Source organism: Nocardia sp. NPDC058114, assembly GCF_042884695.1.
Taxonomy (GTDB): Bacteria; Actinomycetota; Actinomycetes; order Mycobacteriales; family Mycobacteriaceae; genus Nocardia.
Window position 1 is genome coordinate 24,262 of the sequence record NZ_JBHVTK010000003.1, and the last position, 18,058, is coordinate 42,319.

Sequence of the window (18,058 nt, forward strand, 5' to 3'; positions counted from 1 at the left end):
CCGGCCCGTGGTCCTCAGGCGCCTTCGGAGATGATGTTGGCCGGGGGAGTTCCCGCTTCGATCAGACGGTCGACGGTGGTGCGGACCATCGCGGGCGAACCGCAGACCAGGACTTGGTGTTTGGTGAACGGGCCGTGGGCTGCGGCGACGTCAGCGAGGGTGCCGTCGAGCATTTCCTCGAGTCCGAAGCCCACGTCGGAGCGGGTCTGCTCGTGCCATTCATCGCGCACCGCAGGATCTTCCGGGCTTTCGACAACCGGAATGACCGAAAGCCATGGCAATTCGCCCGACAGCAGGAACAACATGTCGTTGGCGTAGAGGTCGCGGGGCGAGCGGCCACCGAAGAACAAATAGGTGCGCGGCGGAGTGTCGCGGCGGGCCAGGTCCAGGATCTGAGCGCGCATCGGCGCCAGCCCGGTACCGCCGGCGATCATCACCACCTCGACAGCGTCGGGATCGACCGCGAAAACCCCGTGGGGGGCGTTGATTCGCCACTGATCACCGGGTTTGGTGTCGGCGACGATGGAACTCGAACACCACCCGCCGGGCACCGTGCGGACATGGAACTCGAGCTTGCCGTCCAGCGAGGGCGGCAGTGCGGGAGAGAACCGCCGCCGCACGCCCGGATGCTGCGGCACCTCGACCTCCACCGAACCGCCCGCCTCGAACGGCACGAAATCGCCGATCAGCCGGATCACGGCGAGGTCGTGGCGCAAGCGGTGGTGACCGACGACGGTCGCCGTCCAGGCGGGGTCAGGAAAAGCGTTGCTCATCAGCCTCTTTCGCGATGTCGCGGGCGGGTTCAGACGGGGTCGGCGGCGATGATCTCGAGCGGTGTACCGGCCCGCTGGAGCGCGTAACGGGTGTTGGCGATCATCGACGGCGATCCCGCGATCTGGATCTGACGATCCGACCACGCGCCGAAGCTGGTCACCACCGCTCCCAGATTACCGACCAGGCGACGCGGCATGCCCATCGGCGTCGCACCCGAATCCTGGGGATACCACCAGGGATTGGTGTGTTCCTCACACACCGGCACCACGGTCAGCCACGGATTGGACTGCGAGAGCTGCCACATGTTGTCCACGTCGTAGAGGTCGCCGGGATAGCGCCCGCCGATGAAGAAGTGCACGCGCGGATTGATCCCGCGCTGGCTCATCTCGATCAGCTGCGCCCGCAACGGCGCGATGCCCGTGCCGGAGCCGATCATCAGCACATCGCGGCCCGACTCCCGGTCCACGTGCAACCCACCGAGCGGCCCGGCGATCTTCCACCGGTCCCCGACCTTGGTGTCGTTGACGATCGCCGGGCTCACCCAGCCGCCACTGATCCGCCGCACATGGAATTCGATCTCGCCATACGGGTTCGCGGGGATGGCGGGGGAGAAGTAGCGCCACATATTCGGCCGCTGCGGCACCGCGACCGGCACATACTGTCCGGCCTTGAACGGAATGGGTCCGTCGGCCTGTAATCGCACGATCGCCAGATCGTCGAGCACTCGCCGGTGACCCACCACGGTCGCGTCCCAGTACGGCTGCGAGGTGTCCTCGTTGGCGCCGATCGCCATCGACGCCGAGATCAGCAGCGTGATGTCACGCCAGCCCTCATCGAGTTCTCTGGTCCAGCGATTGCCGTGGAAGGTTCGCAGCGCCGCGAGCAGCGCGCGTCCGGCCAGATCGTAGTGGTCGGCCTCGACCCCGTACTTGCGATGGTCGCGGGCGAGTTGCTCGAGGAAGCGCTGGGCGCGTTCGAAGTCCTCGAGATGGTCGAGGACGAACTGCACCGCCGTCGTGATCCGCTTGGCCTGCATGTCCATGGCAGGCGGAAACAGCTCACGCAACCTCGGATCCTGCGCGAACAGGTGACCGTAGAAAGCGCTGATCAGCCGCTCGGACCCACCGGGTGTCTCCGACACCCCGCGGAAATCGGCGCGGACCAGCGCAAGCGAACGCGCATCCACGTCGTCAAGCTCCATTTCTCTGCAATTGCCGCAATGTGGCTCACCCGTCGGTGCCGCCGTCCCCAGTATCCCCCGAAACCGTCGTCTCGGTGCAGGGATGCTCGTCACGCCCGTTCCCAGCCGCACGGATCGTAAACCCCCCGTCCGCGATCAGCACGATCTCCCCATCATCGATACGCGTCGGTGATCTTGCGGGTCGCGCGCGAAGGTGCGTGAGAATCGAGGGATGGCGAGCGACAACTTCATGGAGATTCACGATCCCGAACTTCTGGCCAGGGGTGAACGGGTTCTCGGGGCCGAGTTCACGGCGATGCACGAGCGAGTTCTGCAGGTCAGCGGGTTGACGTCCCGTCTCAACGGTCTGCCCTTCGACGACGAGACCGGAAAGGCGGCGCTGCTGGGGGAGATCCTCGGCCGTCCGCTCCCCGCGGGTCTCACGATCTACCCGCCGTTCTATACCGATCACGGCCTGAACCTGGACCTGGCCGAGCGCGTGTTCATCAATCAGGGCTGCACGTTCCTCGACTACGCCGGAATCCGGTTGGGCCGGGGCGTGATGGTCGGCCCGAAGGCCACCTTCATCACCATGGGCCATCCCGTCGATCCGGAGGAACGGCGCCGATTCCTCACCGGTGCGCCGATCGACGTGGCGGACAACGTGTGGATCGGCGCGGGCGCGATGATTCTGCCCGGCGTCAGCATCGGTCGCGACGCGGTGATCGCCGCGGGTGCGGTCGTCGCGGACGACGTCCCGGCGAACAGCTTGGTGGCCGGTTCCAAGGCGGCTGTGCGTCGACGCTGGTAGCCGCGCTACTCGGCCCGCCGTGTTGCCCACGGAACGCCTGCGCTGACACCGCGTCAGCCGGTGACCTTCTGCACCGCCGCCTGCCGTGCCCCTTCGTCGACCTCCCCGATCTCGAACCCCTTGCCCACGATGTGCTGGACCAGCGCGGCCTCCGGCGGCAGCCCGTACTTGCGCAGGTAGTAGGGAACAGCGCCCGGCCAGACGAACGCGCCGTCGGTGTGGAAGTTCAACGGCACGTCGCGCTGGGTGGGGTCGAACTCGTCGGCGTCGTGGCCGCGGGCGCTCAGAATCACCGGCGCGTGCTCGAGGTAGGACAGCACCTGATCCTGGATATCGGAGTCCACCGCCGACCGGTTCACCACCGGTTTGCCCTCGGGATTGCGCCCGTCGAACGGCGCCGAAAGTCGAAGTTCGCTCATGCTCCGACAACTTACGCGGCCCCGGCTCTGGTCGGTTGACCGTGCTAATGTGCCTGGTCAAGGCAGTACTCGGCCGGAAGGGGTGGGGATGAAACGCGCAGGTACGGCGATGGTGGTTGCCGGTTTGGCGGTTGTCGGGCTGGTCGGGTGCGACTCGGGGGAGTCGACGTCGAAGGGGGCGACGGCCACGGCCAAGCCGGTGTTGTGGAATCCGTGCACGGAGATTTCGGATGCTGCGTTGACGGAGGCTGGGGTGGATCCGGCGACGGAAGAGAAGGGTGTCGCGGGGGTTCCGCAGTCGGGGTGGGAGATCTGTGGATGGGAGGGGCGCACATTCGCTATCACCGTCTACTCCACCAACAAGGCTGCGGATGAGTTCGAAACGAAGCCGGGCAACGTCGACTTCCGCGACGTCACGATCGGGGGACGGCCCGGACGGGAGTTCCGGGTCGAGGGCGCATCGAAGCAACTCGATTGCGACGTGGTCTTCCCTGCTGGTCAGGGCGTCATCCAACTGCAGGTGCTGAACCGCGCGAGCCTGGACGGGCTGACTGACCCCTGCGTATCTCTGGCACGCGTCGGGGAAACGCTGGCGCCGACATTTCCGAAGTGACCGGGGAGGGCACATAAATGACAGGAACGTCGCCGTATACGCAACTGCTGGGGCAGGTCCGCTCTGGCGAGGTTTATCTGAACAGCGAGGATGCGGCCTTCCATATGTACAAGGCCTGCGATAAGCGGATCGCCGACCTCGATTCGCTCCGCGGCGCCACACGCCGAGCGCAGGCCGTCAGCGGATTCGGTGATTTCCAGATCGCCAAGGACCTCGAGAAGAAGTTCCTGTTGCAGGCGACCGGCGACGAGAACTCGATCGATAACGTCATCCTGAAAGATATCGAAGCCGTGAAAGAGCTTCGCGAGGTTTTCGCGATCTCCTTCAAGCGCATCGCGGGCAAAGACATCGAGAACGCGAACGCCCTCGACTACGTCGCCGGGCAGGTGAGCTGAGTGACCGGTTTCCACAGCATCAACGGCCTCGACCTCCTCGGCGGCCTCAAGAACTTCGTCACGGCTCCGTTCGGCGACGATGGTGAACTCGACAGCTCCGAAATCGCTGACATTCAGAACAAGTACAACTCGCAGCGAGACGGCAACCGAAAAAAGGCGGGCGACCTCGGTTTCGACGGCGAATACCGCCCCACCGTAGTGACGAAGAACGACAGCTTTCCGGGGACCGTCGCGGAACTGCGCGACAAAGTCGACAAGATCGATCTCGACGCTGTCAACGATCTGATCACCGCGTGGAACGAAATCTCAACGCGCAACAGCACATCCCTCGACGAGTTCCGCAAGCAGATATCCCGCGGCATGTCCCCCGACGTCTGGGCAGGTTCCGCAGCGAACGCGGCAGCGCAAACTGTTGCGGCATATGACGCTACGGGAAAAAAGGTCACCACCGCCGCCGCGCTCACCAGTACCAAACTGGACGAACTCCGTACCGGCCTCGAACCGACAAAACGTCTCGTTCCCCACGAGCCCGAGCACCGCAGCGGTCTCGACAATGTCGGAGCCCTGCTCACCGGGCGTGGGTGGCGCAATGATGATGTCGCGCAGGAGAACGCGCGAGTCGAAGCCGTGCGCATCCTCCAAACCGTCTACGCCCCGGTCATTTACGAGTCCGACAACAAAGTCCCGGTGATCCCCATCCCGAAGACCGTCGAAGACGGCGGCGGCGAGCCTGAAAAAAAGAGCAGCACAACACAATCCACCACTCAGGGTTCTACTACGCAGCCCACTACCCAGGCGACGACGACGCAGCCCACCACCCCGGCGTCGACCACTCCCACCACCGAACCGGACGACACCGACGACTCCACAGACGATTCGACCACCCCCGAATCGACCACTCCCGAGTCGACGGAGCCGGGCTCGACCACCCCCGCCTCGACCACCCCGAGCTCGACCGTCCCCGGTTCGGGCTTGCCGTCCGGATCACCGAGCGGCGCAGGCTCGCCCGGCGGTGGGTCGCCGGGTGCGGGCACACCGGGCGCGGGAACGCCGGGTGGTGCGGTGGCCGGCAGCCCGACGTCTGCCGGCGGCGCTGGGGGCCGTGGCACCGGCACGGGCACAGCGGGCCGTTCCGGTATGCCCGGCATGATGAGCCCCGGCGCGGGCAAGGGTGGCGGCAAGGACGACGAATCGACCAAGGGAATCCCCGACTACCTCATCACTCAGGAGAACGGTGACGAACTCACCGGTCTGGACACCCTGCCCAAGATGGTCCCGCCGGTCATCGGCGCCGACTAGTCGCCGATCCTGATGGAACAGAGTAGATCTCCCGTGCGTACCTGGCATTTCACCGCGTTAGATTTCCGCACCCTGTGGGAAGCCGCGGGCCGCGACGTCCTCCCGTACCCGCTGCATCATCGCCATACCGACGTCGAAACCCACGCCGAGGTCCTGCGCCTGCGCAGCAAGGCCGCGGAGAACCTGATGGCCGAGTTCGACAGTGATCTCGACCGTGCCATGGCCGCCCTGCTCGCCCCGCACGCCCGCGTCGAAGTGGCGGGAGCGTCCAAGGGCGTCAAAACGATCCGGGCCCACGGCGGCGCCCGAGATACCTACGCTTCCCTCGCCGTCCAAGCCCCCGGCGACGAGACCAACCCCGGCGACATCACCCTGCACCTTTTCGACCCGGACGCACTGGCCGCCGCCGTCCTGTCCACCCTCCCCAAAGTCGCGCCCGGCAAGGGCCGCGAAATCCGGGTCACCGCAGCAGAACTCGCGGCCCCTCGCCCGCACGTCCGCGACCGCTGGAACCCCACCCCCCGGGAACAACTCGAATCTTTCCTGGCCAAACCCACCACCACCCTCACCCACATCGGCGTCTACGCCCACGGCAGCGTCGACAACCGCCACACCGAAGGCCGCGACGACTTCCAACTCCACGACATCCCCGGCGACGGCCGCTACGTCTTCTACGGCGAAACCACCTTCATCGCCAAACCCACCACCCCCACCCGAATCCAATCCACCCTCGCCACCATCCTCACCACCACAGCGACCAAGGCCCGCACCGGCACCTACCTCCTCCATTGAACGGGGCACGCTCTAGAGAGGAGGTAATTCATGGCTGGAATCCGAGCCGAGCGAATCGAGCCGGGCGAGATCGATGCTGAGGTAGCCGATCGTGCGTTGCGCCGCGTCAGGGGACTACCTGGCGAGCTATCCAACCGACCAGATCATTCAGGTCGCGGGCGAAACCGGCGCGGAGAACGCTCGACGAAATGACGTTCAACCTGGCAGCGAATCGGCCGGATATCGAGCTGGCGAAGGTGCGTCGGCTGCATGAACTGATGATCGCCGCGGTCTCCGACTGTCTTGTGACCGAGTCGATCCGTTAATCGAGGGTTTGCGTTGCCGGATCTCGATGATCGCCACGTTCTCGCAGTTTCGATCAAGATCGGCGCACAGGTGATCGTGACCGCGAACCTGCGCGAATTTCCCGCCCACATTCTGGCCGACTGCGATGATCTGCTCGTTGTCGGCGGCGATGGCTCGTAGGCGTTGCACAACCCGGGGCCGATTCACGTGTCCCGCACCGGACCGGGTATCGCTGTTTCTGCGGTCATGAATGTGTGGATCCTCTGATTCAGAAGAATAAATCCTTCGCCCGAAGGATCTCCCTGACCCGCTTGTTGTGGGCGCCGACGTGCTCCCGCTCCTGCCGGGCCTGTTCGGGATCGTCGAAGTGCCGGTGCACCAAGATGAGATTCTCCAGCGGCGTAACCGAGCCATCCTCACGAATCCGGTAGTGAGAGGAGGTTTCCCCGTCGTTGCCCTCTTTGTAGAAGTCGAGGAAGTAGCCGGTCTCGTCGTGCTCGGCGCGGACGACGATCCGCTCGCGGGACGACCCTTCTGGTGCGATCAACCCGATCCCGATCCCCATCGGCAGTGGATCCGGGAGTGCGGCGATGTGGGTCGTCCCCGGTTTCAGAGTTGTGACGAAGATGTCCCGCACCCGAGCTGGCACCATCTCCTCCGACGTCATGTACCTCTCCTACTGTTCCTGGTTACTAGTCATGGCGTCGCCGTGCTCGTCGGCCCGGCTGATCCGACGACCTGGAGCTCGATAACGTAGCCCGTCGTTCCGTCCGGCAACACGTGCGGGGTCACACTCTCGACCCGCACAACCCTACCGGCTGGCAACAGCAGCTCCCGGCCACTATTTGGAGGATCCAAATAGTGCAGCCCGTCAGCGAAGTCGGAGATGTCGTAGGCCACACCCCCGCGGACATTGAACAGGATATTCTCCCCCGGCTGCCGCTCCCACCAGGTCCCGCCGACCTCATCAGCGACCGAGGTGAACGCCTCCCAGTCGATGACGGCACCTGTGGTGTGATTCGCGAGGAAGCCAGGCAAATCCCAAGAAGCGATGGACAGCGATCTGAACAGCTCAGGCACCGCGGCCGGGGGGAGCTTGCTCAGGGAGTCGTTGACTGCTTGCCGCAGTTCGGTGACGGAGTCGACATCTTCATTGCTGCGCAGTCGGCGGTTGAGTTCCTGGTAGTAGAGCTTGGTTGTGTACAGGTCGATGACGAGTACGTCGCCGTGGGGAATGCCGTACTGGCGGGCCAAGCCCTCGAGGTCGGGCAGGTAGCGCTGGCGGCTGCGGTCGTTGTGGTTGTCGACGATGTACTGCACGGCGACTTCCCTGCTCACGCCGAACTTCGCCAGTGCGCGGATCAGCTTGTCCGGAACGATCGCGTCGACCTCGGCGAAGGTGACGTTGCGACGCGGCACGGCGGCCGGATCGGCGTGCTCACCCCGCAGCGGCAGTCCCTCGTTGTCGGTTCGCGCAGGCGGAGGGCGTCGCAGGCCGATCTCGTCAGCGACCGCGTTGACATCGAGGCCCGCCTCGGTCATCAACGCTCGGCGTTCCATGGCTGGCCCGTCGTTGCGCAGGACCTCTTTGCCCTTACGCAGCACACCCGCGGCCTCCAACTCGGCACGCAGCTTCGCTTTGGTGGCCGTGTGGTCGACACCGGGCCGGTTCAGGTCATCGCGGAGCCCCTCGATGCGCTCGATGCGCTCGACGTCGGCGCGGGTCAGTTCCCGCGCCGGACTGTCCGAGTTCAGCGCATCACGGTCACCCGTTCGGAGCCGCCCCGCGTCGCGAACTTCCTGCGCGTGTGGGTCGAGGGATCGATCGCGCGCGGCGGCCGGGGTTACTCGACGTGGTGGCGGAGTAGCTCGACTTACTGCTGTTGTCGGATCGAGCTTCGTTGCTAGGGAACCCGGTGCCGAGGAGTTGGTGTCTGGGGTTGTGGTGGTGCCGTTGGGGCGGTGGGTCTGCCACTGCCCGTCCGGGGGGATGCGGGGGTTGCGGGTGCCGTCGGAGTTGGTGATGGTGCTGGCGCTGAAGACATTTCCGTTGGCGTCGGTCCAGGCGGCGTGGGTGGGGGCGAGGACTTCTACGCCCAAGTGTTGGGCGAGGCGGTTGGCGAAGCCGTTGGTGGAGGCGTCGCAACCGATTAGGCGGATGGGGGTTATGCCGTCCCAGCCGGAGCGGCGGAGGAGGTCGCCGTATTGCTCGGGGGTGAGGGTTTGGTTGCCGATGGCGGCGTGGCCGTCGGGGGTTATGTGGGTGTCGGCGGTGAAGTGGTTGGGGTCGGCGGGGACTCGGTGGGGGAGGTCGCCCATGGTGGGGTCGCCGCGGTGGTGGGAGACGCCGGCGGGGGTTTGTTCGGCGTGGTTGTTGTGGATGGCGTCGAGGTCGACGGTGGTGTCGGTGTGCAGGTCGGGGGTTGTGTCGGGGGTGGCGGATATGGTGTTGTCGGTCTGGGTTGTGGGGGATGCGTGTTGGTCTGCCCAGGAGGGGATTGTTGTGCGGGCCAGGTCGGCTCGGGAGATGTCGGAGCCGAGGCGGTGCATGTCGTCGGGGGTGACGGTGGGGTTGTCGCGTGGGGGTAGGCCGAGGTTGGTGCGGACCGTGTTGGCGAGGTCGGTCAGGGTGGGGGTGGTGTCGGCATCGATCGTGAGGTCGGCCGTTGATGGGTCGGTGGTGGGGACGACATCGACCATGAGCCAGTCGCCGAGGGGGAATTGATGGCCTTGGTTGAAGGCGAGGTCGGTGGCTGTTTGGGCGTTGTCGGCGACGGTGTCGATGGTGGTGGGTGGGGTTGTGGGAGAACCGGTTACGGCGACTGTGAGTCGGACGACTCGGACTGGCTGGGCGAAGGTATTGGGGTAATCGGCGGCTTGGTAGGGGCGGCCGGTGGGTGGGTTGACCTGTAGGGCTTGGTTATTGGCGGGTGTGATGGGGCGGAGGGATTCGCGGGCCTGCCGGGCTTGTCTGGCGGCTTCGAGGTTTTGGGGAGTGAGAACTGGGTCTGTCGGGGGCGCCGCTGGGGTGGAGTTGGTGGGAGACGTCGGGCTCGTGGGAGTGGCCGCGTCGGCGGGAGTCGTTGTGGTCGACGGAACCTGGCTGGGGGTTCCGTTCGATGTTGGGTTCGCAGAGTTGGGGGCCACGCTCGGGGTTGTCGGCTGAGCGGTGGACTGCGGTGCCGTGTCAGTCGTCGGGCTGGTGCCTGTGGATGGGTGGGGAGTGTTCGGTGTCGGCGGATGCGCGGTAGGTGTCGCCGGTGTGGTACCTGTGGATAACCGGGGAGTGCTCGGGATTGCGGGTTGTGTGGCGGGGGCCTGGGCGGTGTGGGTCGGTGGCCTGGTGGTTGTGGACGGTTGGGGAGTGTTCGATGTCGGCGATTGGTGCGTAATCGGTGCGCTGAGGGGAGGGGCCGACGGCGTCGAGTTGGGAGAGGTTGTGGGGGTTGGTGTTGCGGTGGTCGGCGTCGTGGTGGGTGCTGTGCCGGGAGCTGTTGCGGTGGTCGCCGCGCTGGTTGTCGAGGCCTCGGCTTGTTGCGGCTGGCGAGAGGTGTCTGCGGGTGACCCGATATTCGAGGACGCTGGCGGCGCGGTTGTAGTAGTCGGGGTGCCTGGTTGCGGCGTCGTTCCGGGTGTGGACGGCGTGGAAGCAGTCGGGTTGCTGGTGGTCGGCGTCTGGTCGTTGGTGACCGGTGCCTGGGGTGTGGTCGAGGGCGATGGATTCGTCTGGGCTGCAGGCGGATCAGTAGGTGTGGCAGATGGTGTCGCGGGGGCATCGACCGGTGGGAGGTCTAGCGACGAGCTAGGTGCGGACGGAGTGGGCTGGTTGGTGGGGTTGGAGGTGCCGCCCGGAGTGGTTGGGGTCGCGCCGTTCGGGGATCCGGTCGGGTTCGGATTCGTGGTGCTGGTGTCGCTCGGTGATGAGGGAGTGCCGGTGCCTGCGGACACCGAGGGGCTGGTCGACGCCGGACTGGGATCGCTCGGCGAGGCCGGTGAACCAGTGCTGGGGGGGTTTCCGTTGTCGCCGGGCGACGTTGCGCCGGGCGCGGTCGTCTCAGGTGTACTGGGGCCGGAAGAGCCCGGGCTGGGTGAGTTGCTGCCCGGCGTACTAGGGCCCGGTGAGTCGTCGCCAGGTGCGCTTGGACTGGGCGAACTGTCACCTGGCGAACTGGAACTCGGCGAGTTGTCGCTGGGCGAGTCCGGAATGGATGTGCTGTCGCCTGGGGAGCTGGTGCTCGGCGAATTCTCGCCCGGTGAACTCGAACTCGGCGAGCTGTCGCCGGGCGAGTTCGGGGAACTCTCTCCCGGCGAGCTCGAGTTGGGTGAACCGTCTCCCGATGGTGCACCCGTTCCGGCCGGGGACGTTTCACCAGGACTCCCCGCCGGACTTCCATTCGCCGGCGAACTATCGCCAGGAGCGGAAGGCGAGCCAGCCCCCGACGGCTGGGTCGCGTTGTCCCCATCAGGAGTTGACGGCGCGCCCTCCGATGCCGGTGCTGTCGAACCAGGAGTGCCCGTCGACGCGGGCGACGTCGATCCAGGCGTACCACCGTTGGGCTGACTCGGAGTCGACGAACCCGGATCCCCGGTACTCGCCGGACTCGTCGACGAACCCGTATCCCCCAACTCGGGAACCGTTGGCGCCGAGGAGTTTCCATTCCCATGCAGACTGGATTCCAACCCACTCTGCACCCCACCCGCACCAGCACTGGTGAACGTATCCACGCCGATATCGAGTTTGAATTCCTGGTCCATCAGCAAAGACGCCGCACCCGCCGACGCGACCTGCGCTGACAGATCCGCACCGAGCTCGGTCGCCGCACCCGCTGCGGATTTGGCGGCCATCTTCCCCAACCCCGAAGTGACGTTGTCACCGACACCACCGAGCTTGTCCCCGAGACCACCACCGACAGCACCACCCACAGCACCACCGAACGTCGCCAAACCCAGATCAGCCCAGCCGAAGTCATCCATCGACCGATCACCCTTGGCGACCTGGATAGTCCGGGCGAGCGCGTCGATCCCGCCCTCTTCCAACGCCTCGAACGCCGCCCCACGAATCGCCGCCCGCGCCGCCGCCTTCGCGATCCCGCGCGCGATCATCCTCGTCAGGAGCTGCTTCATCGCGATCTTCACCGCGACCTGCGCCGCCACCCGAGCGGCCACACCCGCCGCCGCACCGATACCGGTCCACGCCGTCGCCAGCGCGATACCGATCTCGACCGCCGCCACGATCATCGTCCCGATGATCACCAGCTTGGTGTGCTCGATATCGTTGGCACCGTCTTCGAGCAGCTCGGCCTGCTTCTCGCACCATTTGCGAATCGCGGTGAACGCCGCCTCGTCACCAGCCAGCAACTTGTCGCGATACGCCGCGATCGCGTCGTGCGTCTCACCCTCCGACAACGCCGTCAACGCCGCCGTCAACGCCCGCGCCGCGTCCTCATCAACAGTGTTGAGCGTGTTCGCCGTCGTCGTCCACGCATCAGCCAGACGCCGCATCGCGGTCTCGTCACCCTCGGGCCAATCACCCGCCCCGAGAATGTATTTCGCGACCCACTGCAGCGAATCGGGGATCTCGATGCCCACGAAACTATGACCCCGTCGACTGCTTCAACTGGGCCGCGCGGGCCGTGTCCTGCTCCACCAGCTTGTCCGCGACAGTCACCATGTTCGTACCGAGCTGCGTCATCGACTTCGCGAGATTACCGACCGAGGTCTTACCCTGCTCCACACCCGGTGTGTAGTTACCCGCGAACGCCTGCCCGATCTCATCCCCACCCCAACACTCACCCTCCGCGGCCAACGCCGCAGTCAGCGTGGTCAACGCCGCCGACAGCGTCGAAGCGACCGAATCGAACGAGGATTGTGTGGAACGCAGAGCATCGGGATCAGCCTTGATCGAACTCATCCCACATCCCAACCTCGCCCAACAGTGCCGTCGAGATATTGGACGCACGAGAACATGCCGCAGATCCCTACTGTGCGCTATGTCTCATTGGTGAGTATGAGGCTATTGCTCTGCGAGGCGGCGTTATCCGTTGCTCATCTGCAAGTCCATGCTCTTCATCCTGGCCGATTCGTCGAAGCCGATCTCCCCGGTGAGGCCCGGCGCGGTGACCGTTGCCCGGGAGTGATCGCCGGACCATTGGATGCCGAGTCCGCGATGATTGGCGTAGGCATGGAGAGCGCGGCGGCGGTCGGTGAGCGGAAACTCGGTGAGCCCCTCCTGGATAACCCGGGCGATGCGCGGCGCGAAGGGTGCGGGCAGCACGAACGACGGATGCTCGATCAGAAACGCGGCCCTGGTCCCGCCTCCGACCGGCCCGCTATAGGCGGTCCACACGCCGGAGATCGCCTTGGCCGCGTCCATGAACACATTCACCACGCCCTCGGCCCGATCGGGCGAACCGGGAAGCACGACGAACGGCACTTCCGCATCGGCGAGTTCGCTTATCCCATAACGGATTCCGAAATCACGCACGGACTGCGCGAGCCCGGTGGCCGAATCCGGGTAGTCGGCCGGGTTACCCCACGCCCACAACCAGGACTGCGGTCCCGGCGCGGCCGACCCAAGCAGATGCATCCGCTCGCACTCGATCGGCTGGTCGCCGGTCAACGTGAACCGGCCGACCGCCAAATCGACACTCCAACCTCGATCACCCGCGACATCGGCGAGATGCAGTTGATGCTCGAAGGAGTGCAGAGCAGCATCGTCGAGCAGGTTCGCCAAAGTCACGTCAGGCATGACGATGACCCTATCGGCCGGGAATCAGATGGCGAGGACGGTTTTTCCGCGTGCGCTGCCCTGGCCGAGGACGGCGGGAGCGGCCTCCAGTGGGACCGTCATCTGCACCGGCACCACCACATCACCGGCGGATACCCGGGACAGCAGGCGGCTCAATTCTGGTGAGCGGCCTTTGGATTCGAAGTTTCCACCGGTGACGTCGCGGTCGCGCAACATGGCTTCGTCGGCTGCCCAGATCGTCGAGTAGGCGTGCCCGCCGCGCCGGACGAGCGTGGCGTGCGAGGCGAAATCGCCTGCTGAGCTGACCAGGTCGAACAGGACGTCGATGCCGTCGGGGTGGGTGAAGCGCACGGCGTCGGTGATGCTCGAGTCCTGGCGGGTGGCCGGGTCCGGATCGTCGACATTCGGGTCGGCGGGGCGGATCTGGGTGTAGTCGACAGTCTCGGCCGCGCCGAGGCGCGCGACCTGGTCGGTGGCGTCGCCGCGGGCGGTCGCGATCACATGGCCGCCGGCGATATTGGCCAGCTGGACGAGGAAGGAACCCACACCGCCGGTCGCGCCGACGATCAGCACTGTCTGGCCGGGCTGGATATGCGCGGCGTCCACCAGATCCTGGGCCGTCACGCCGGCGACCGGCAGCGCCGCCGCGGCCACCGTGGTGACGCCGTCGGGGATGGGGACGAGGGTCGCGTCCTCGGGGACCGTGGCGTACTGCGCCCAACTGCCGTGTCCCGCAGGCGCGGTCAGGAATTTGCCGACCACCTTGTCGCCGACCTTGAACTTGGTGACGCCCGTGCCGATCGCCGAGACGGTGCCCGCGCCGTCGACGCCGAGGATCATCGGGAAGTCGGTGGGCATCTTGCCCTCCAGGATGCCGTCGGCCATTTTCAGGTCGAACGGGTTGACCCCGGCCGCGTCGAGCGCCACTTGCACCTCGCCGGGACCCGCGTCGGGTACCGGGACATCGGCGAGCTCGGGTGTGGCGCCGAACTTCTGAACCACGATCGCGCGCATGGGGGTGAACTCCTCGCATCGGGGGTGAGCCGGGCATCGCAATCCTAGGCGGATAGCCGTTCGACATGCGGTGATTGGTCGTCTTCGGTGGTGTCGCGGCGTACCGTGAAGCGCGGATTCGCAGTCGGTGAAATTTTTTGTAGTTGAGCGGAACAGACTCAACTTTGTGAGCGTTGAACAAGTCGATACCGGACACACACAAGGGAGATTCGTGGACTCGTTCAATCCCACCACCAAGACGCAGGCGGCATTCAACACCGCCCTTCAGGCCGCCGCGGCGGCGGGCAATCCGGAGATCCGTCCGGCACACTTGCTGGTGGCGTTGCTGGATCAAACCGACGGCATCGCCGCACCGTTGCTCAAGGCCATCGGGGTCGATCCGGCGACAGTCGAACGTGAGGCAGGTGCCCTCGTCGACCGCCTGCCGCGTGCCACCGGCGCCACCACCAAACCGCAACTGGGCCGTGAGGTCCTCGCCGCGATGACCGCCGCCCAGCACCTCGCCACCGAGCTCGGCGACGAGTTCGTCTCCACCGAAAACCTGCTGGTCGGGTTGGCTGAAGGTGATTCGGATGTCGCTCAGCTGCTACGCAAGCACGGCGCAACCCCGGAGGCCCTGCGCGACGCGTTCACCGCGGTCCGCGGCGGCAGTGGCCGGGTCACCTCTGCCGATCCGGAAGCCGGCTACCAGGCGCTCGAGAAGTACTCCACAGACCTCACCGAGCTGGCGCGCGCGGGCAAACTCGACCCGGTGATCGGGCGCGACACCGAGATCCGGCGCGTGGTGCAGGTACTGAGCAGGCGCACCAAGAACAATCCCGTCCTCATCGGCGAACCCGGCGTCGGCAAGACCGCCATCGTCGAAGGGCTGGCGCGGCGCATCATCGAAGGCGATGTGCCGGAGTCGTTGCGCAACAAGAAGGTTGTCTCGCTCGACCTCGGCGCGATGGTGGCGGGCGCCAAGTATCGCGGTGAATTCGAGGAGCGGCTCAAGGCCGTGCTCGACGACATCAAGAACAGCGCGGGCGAGATCATCACCTTCATCGACGAGCTGCACACCATCGTCGGCGCGGGCGGCACCGGCGACTCGGCGATGGACGCGGGCAACATGATCAAGCCGCTGCTGGCCCGCGGTGAGCTGCGGCTGGTCGGCGCGACCACCCTCGACGAGTACCGCAAGTACATCGAGAAGGACGCCGCGCTCGAACGGCGATTCCAGCAGGTGCTGGTCGGCGAGCCGTCGGTGGCCGACACCATCGGCATCCTGCGCGGCATCAAGGAGCGCTACGAGGTGCACCACGGCGTGCGGATCACCGATTCCGCGCTGGTGGCGGCGGCGACGCTCTCGGACCGCTACATCACCTCGCGATTTCTGCCCGACAAGGCGATCGACCTGATCGACGAGTCGGCTTCGCGGCTGCGGATGGAAATCGACTCGCGGCCCGTCGAGATCGACGAGATCGAGCGGGCGGTGCGGCGCCTCGAGATCGAAGAGGTGGCGCTCGAGAAGGAGACCGACGCCGCGTCCAAGCAGCGGCTGGAGAAGCTGCGCCAGGAATTGGCCGACGACCGCGAGAAGCTCAGCCAGCTCACCACCCGCTGGCAGAACGAGAAGAACGCGCTCGATTCGGCGCGCGGGCTCAAGGAGCGACTGGAGGCCATGCGCGGCGAGTCCGAGCGGGCAGAGCGCGACGGCGATCTCGGCAAGGTCGCCGAGCTGCGCTACAAGCGCATTCCCGACTTGGAGAAGGAACTCGCCGACGCCGAGAAGGCCAGTGCCGGGGCGTCCGACGGTGACGTGATGCTCAACGAGGAGGTGACGCCCGACGACATCGCCGATGTTGTCTCGGCGTGGACCGGGGTGCCGGTCGGCCGGATGCTCGAGGGCGAGACCGCCAAGCTGCTGCGGATGGAAACCGAGGTCGCGGGCCGCGTCGTCGGGCAGGAAGAAGCGGTGCAGGCCGTGTCCGACGCGGTCCGCAGGGCGCGCGCCGGTGTCGCCGATCCGAACCGTCCGACGGGCTCGTTCCTGTTCGTCGGCCCGACCGGTGTCGGCAAGACGGAGCTGGCGAAATCGCTCGCCGACTTCCTGTTCGCCGACGAACGCGCCATGGTGCGTATCGACATGAGCGAGTACAGCGAGAAGCACTCGGTGGCTCGCCTCGTCGGCGCGCCGCCCGGATATGTCGGCTACGACCAGGGTGGCCAGCTCACCGAAGCGGTGCGCAGGCGACCGTATTCGGTGGTGCTGTTCGACGAGATCGAGAAGGCGCACCCGGACGTCTTCGACATTTTGTTGCAAGTTCTCGACGAGGGCAGGCTCACCGACAGCCAGGGTCGCACGGTCGACTTCCGCAATACGATCCTCATTCTCACCTCCAATCTCGGCGCCGGTGGCGACCGCGATCAGGTGATGGAGGCGGTGCGGCGCGCGTTCAAGCCGGAGTTCATCAACCGGCTCGACGACGTGGTGATGTTCCACGCGCTCGACGCGAAGCAACTGGAGTCGATCGTCGACATCAACCTGCGTCAGCTGCAGAAACGGCTCTCGCAGCGCAGGCTGACCCTCGATGTCACCGAGGAGGCCAAGCAGTGGCTGGCCGTGCGCGGCTACGACCCGGCCTACGGCGCGCGACCGCTGCGCAGGCTGATCCAGCAGGCCATCGGCGACAGCCTGGCCAAGGAACTGCTCTCCGGTTCGGTCGCCGACGGTGACACGGTGAAGGTGAGTGTGGACGACGCCACCGACAAGCTCGTCGTCGAAGGCGAAGTTGTCCACAGCTCGTGATTTATCCACAGCCCGGTGCGTAGGGACCTCCCAAACGCACCGGGCTGTCCTACCCTGGAGCCCATGACGAACCCGAACGATCCGTGGGGGCAACGCCCGGAGGATTCGCCGACCGAACGGCTGGGTTCGCCGGGCACCGACTCGACCACGCCGTACGGAGGCAATTCGTTCGACGAGTGGGGGCAACCGTCGAACCCGACGCAGGCGTTGCCGCCGCACGACGCGCAATGGGGTGACTACGAAAGTGGTTATCCGGCAGCTCAACCACCGCCGCAGCAGGCGCCGCCGGGGTACGAGCAGGGTTACCAGGCGCCGCCACCCGGCTACGGCCAGGGCTATCCCGCCGCGCCGCCGCCGGGGTATCCACCGCGGCCGCAGGACGGTGACCAGGAGGAACCTCCCAAACGTCACATCGGTTTGTGGATCGCGCTCGGCTTGGGCGTGCTGGCGTTGATCGCGGTCGGCGGGGTGCTCGCCGGTCTCGTGCTGAGCGGTAACGACTCGGGCGGCAACACCGCATCGGCACCGACGACGAGCCAGCTGCTCGTCCCGCCGACACCGAAACAAACCACGCCGGGTTCTCCGCCGAGCACGAGCGGGCTCCCCGGCCTGCCCGGTCTCGGCGGCGGCGAAGATCTCGGCGCCACCATGGGCAGTATCACCGCCAATACCGGCACCGAGATCACCATGAGCACCCTCGGTGGATCCGATGTGCGAGTGCTGATCGACGATGCCACCCAGGTGATCTCGCTGACCAGCACGAAGGCGAGCGAGCTTCCCGTGGGCGACATGGTTATGGTGCAGGGCGACAAGAACCCAGACGGGTCGATCCACGCCAAGATCATTATCAGTACGGCGTTGCCGGGCGGCCCCCGATGAGCGACCCGCGCGTCGAATCCCCGGTGCTACCGGGCAATCACGGCGACGGCTGGATAGGCTA

General features: G+C 66.1%; 18 protein-coding genes. 10 read left to right on the forward strand and 8 right to left on the reverse strand.

The genetic code is table 11. The features are described from left to right. Nucleotides 1–14: 14 nt before the first annotated feature. Together ACFVVI_RS12575 and ACFVVI_RS12580 are read right to left on the reverse strand one after the other, a co-directional pair. On the reverse strand, nucleotides 15–773 hold the full coding sequence (locus ACFVVI_RS12575; protein ID WP_387445410.1) for an FAD-binding oxidoreductase: 759 nt from the start codon (nucleotides 771–773) through the stop codon (nucleotides 15–17). Between the two features lie 29 nt (nucleotides 774–802). Continuing rightward, the gene (locus ACFVVI_RS12580; RefSeq protein WP_378995843.1) at nucleotides 803–1,960 is read right to left on the reverse strand and encodes an FAD-binding oxidoreductase; all 1,158 of its coding nucleotides are present in this window, start codon (nucleotides 1,958–1,960) and stop codon (nucleotides 803–805) included. Between the two features lie 226 nt (nucleotides 1,961–2,186). On the opposite strand from ACFVVI_RS12580, the gene ACFVVI_RS12585 reads away from it, so the two are divergent. Then, nucleotides 2,187–2,765, forward strand: a complete 579-nt coding sequence (locus ACFVVI_RS12585) for a DapH/DapD/GlmU-related protein (RefSeq protein WP_387445413.1) — start codon at nucleotides 2,187–2,189, stop codon at nucleotides 2,763–2,765. 53 nt (nucleotides 2,766–2,818) lie between these two features. Here the strand turns inward: ACFVVI_RS12585 and ACFVVI_RS12590 are convergent, their stop codons facing one another. Further along, a complete protein-coding gene (locus tag ACFVVI_RS12590) occupies nucleotides 2,819–3,184 on the reverse strand; it encodes a hypothetical protein (RefSeq protein WP_378995847.1) in 366 nt (121 codons plus the stop codon). 88 nt (nucleotides 3,185–3,272) lie between these two features. Here ACFVVI_RS12590 and ACFVVI_RS12595 point away from each other — a divergent pair, with 88 nt between their 5' ends. The 5 genes from ACFVVI_RS12595 (at nucleotide 3,273) to ACFVVI_RS12615 (ending at nucleotide 6,748) form a co-directional block, all read left to right on the forward strand. Continuing rightward, nucleotides 3,273–3,797: a DUF3558 domain-containing protein gene (locus tag ACFVVI_RS12595; RefSeq protein WP_387445415.1), complete on the forward strand. Its 525-nt coding sequence runs from the start codon at nucleotides 3,273–3,275 to the stop codon at nucleotides 3,795–3,797. A 17-nt stretch (nucleotides 3,798–3,814) separates the two neighbouring features. Next, complete coding sequence (locus ACFVVI_RS12600; protein ID WP_387445417.1) at nucleotides 3,815–4,192, forward strand: hypothetical protein; 378 nt, start codon at nucleotides 3,815–3,817, stop codon at nucleotides 4,190–4,192. After that, a complete protein-coding gene (locus ACFVVI_RS12605; RefSeq protein WP_387445419.1) occupies nucleotides 4,193–5,491 on the forward strand; it encodes a hypothetical protein in 1,299 nt (432 codons plus the stop codon). 33 nt (nucleotides 5,492–5,524) lie between these two features. Beyond that, nucleotides 5,525–6,283, forward strand: coding sequence for an ESX secretion-associated protein EspG (locus ACFVVI_RS12610; protein WP_387445421.1), 759 nt, complete (start codon nucleotides 5,525–5,527; stop codon nucleotides 6,281–6,283). Nucleotides 6,284–6,601: 318 nt separating this feature from the next. Next, nucleotides 6,602–6,748 (forward strand): hypothetical protein, encoded by a 147-nt coding sequence (locus ACFVVI_RS12615; RefSeq protein ID WP_387445423.1) that lies wholly within the window; start codon nucleotides 6,602–6,604, stop codon nucleotides 6,746–6,748. Nucleotides 6,749–6,836: 88 nt separating this feature from the next. Here ACFVVI_RS12615 and ACFVVI_RS12620 read toward each other — a convergent pair whose 3' ends face one another. Then, on the reverse strand, nucleotides 6,837–7,235 hold the full coding sequence (locus tag ACFVVI_RS12620) for a hypothetical protein (RefSeq protein WP_387445426.1): 399 nt from the start codon (nucleotides 7,233–7,235) through the stop codon (nucleotides 6,837–6,839). Nucleotides 7,236–7,264: 29 nt separating this feature from the next. Next, the gene (locus tag ACFVVI_RS12625) at nucleotides 7,265–9,268 is read right to left on the reverse strand and encodes a hypothetical protein (RefSeq protein ID WP_387445429.1); all 2,004 of its coding nucleotides are present in this window, start codon (nucleotides 9,266–9,268) and stop codon (nucleotides 7,265–7,267) included. 664 nt (nucleotides 9,269–9,932) lie between these two features. Between ACFVVI_RS12625 and ACFVVI_RS12630 the strand changes: the two genes are divergently transcribed. Both ACFVVI_RS12630 and ACFVVI_RS12635 read left to right on the forward strand, forming a co-directional pair. After that, a complete protein-coding gene (locus ACFVVI_RS12630) occupies nucleotides 9,933–11,129 on the forward strand; it encodes a hypothetical protein (RefSeq protein WP_387445431.1) in 1,197 nt (398 codons plus the stop codon). A 426-nt stretch (nucleotides 11,130–11,555) separates the two neighbouring features. After that, the gene (locus ACFVVI_RS12635; protein WP_387445433.1) at nucleotides 11,556–12,167 is read left to right on the forward strand and encodes a hypothetical protein; all 612 of its coding nucleotides are present in this window, start codon (nucleotides 11,556–11,558) and stop codon (nucleotides 12,165–12,167) included. Here ACFVVI_RS12635 and ACFVVI_RS12640 read toward each other — a convergent pair. The 3 genes from ACFVVI_RS12640 to ACFVVI_RS12650 all read right to left on the reverse strand — a co-directional run bounded on the left by ACFVVI_RS12640 (nucleotide 12,162) and on the right by ACFVVI_RS12650 (nucleotide 14,330). Beyond that, nucleotides 12,162–12,479 carry a WXG100 family type VII secretion target gene (locus tag ACFVVI_RS12640; RefSeq protein WP_387445435.1) on the reverse strand — a complete coding sequence of 106 codons (318 nt, stop codon included), beginning with the start codon at nucleotides 12,477–12,479 and terminating at the stop codon, nucleotides 12,162–12,164. The two genes, ACFVVI_RS12635 and ACFVVI_RS12640, sit on opposite strands and share 6 nt — an antisense overlap. Before the next feature lie 123 nt (nucleotides 12,480–12,602). Then, complete coding sequence (locus ACFVVI_RS12645) at nucleotides 12,603–13,316, reverse strand: DUF6882 domain-containing protein (RefSeq protein WP_387445437.1); 714 nt, start codon at nucleotides 13,314–13,316, stop codon at nucleotides 12,603–12,605. A 24-nt stretch (nucleotides 13,317–13,340) separates the two neighbouring features. Beyond that, nucleotides 13,341–14,330, reverse strand: coding sequence for an NADP-dependent oxidoreductase (locus ACFVVI_RS12650; RefSeq protein ID WP_387445439.1), 990 nt, complete (start codon nucleotides 14,328–14,330; stop codon nucleotides 13,341–13,343). 211 nt (nucleotides 14,331–14,541) lie between these two features. Between ACFVVI_RS12650 and clpB the strand changes: the two genes are divergently transcribed. Both clpB and ACFVVI_RS12660 read left to right on the forward strand, forming a co-directional pair. Further along, nucleotides 14,542–17,118 (forward strand): ATP-dependent chaperone ClpB, encoded by a 2,577-nt coding sequence (gene clpB, locus ACFVVI_RS12655; protein ID WP_387445440.1) that lies wholly within the window; start codon nucleotides 14,542–14,544, stop codon nucleotides 17,116–17,118. A 63-nt stretch (nucleotides 17,119–17,181) separates the two neighbouring features. Beyond that, nucleotides 17,182–17,997: a DUF5666 domain-containing protein gene (locus ACFVVI_RS12660; protein ID WP_387445442.1), complete on the forward strand. Its 816-nt coding sequence runs from the start codon at nucleotides 17,182–17,184 to the stop codon at nucleotides 17,995–17,997. Nucleotides 17,998–18,058: the final 61 nt, after the last annotated feature.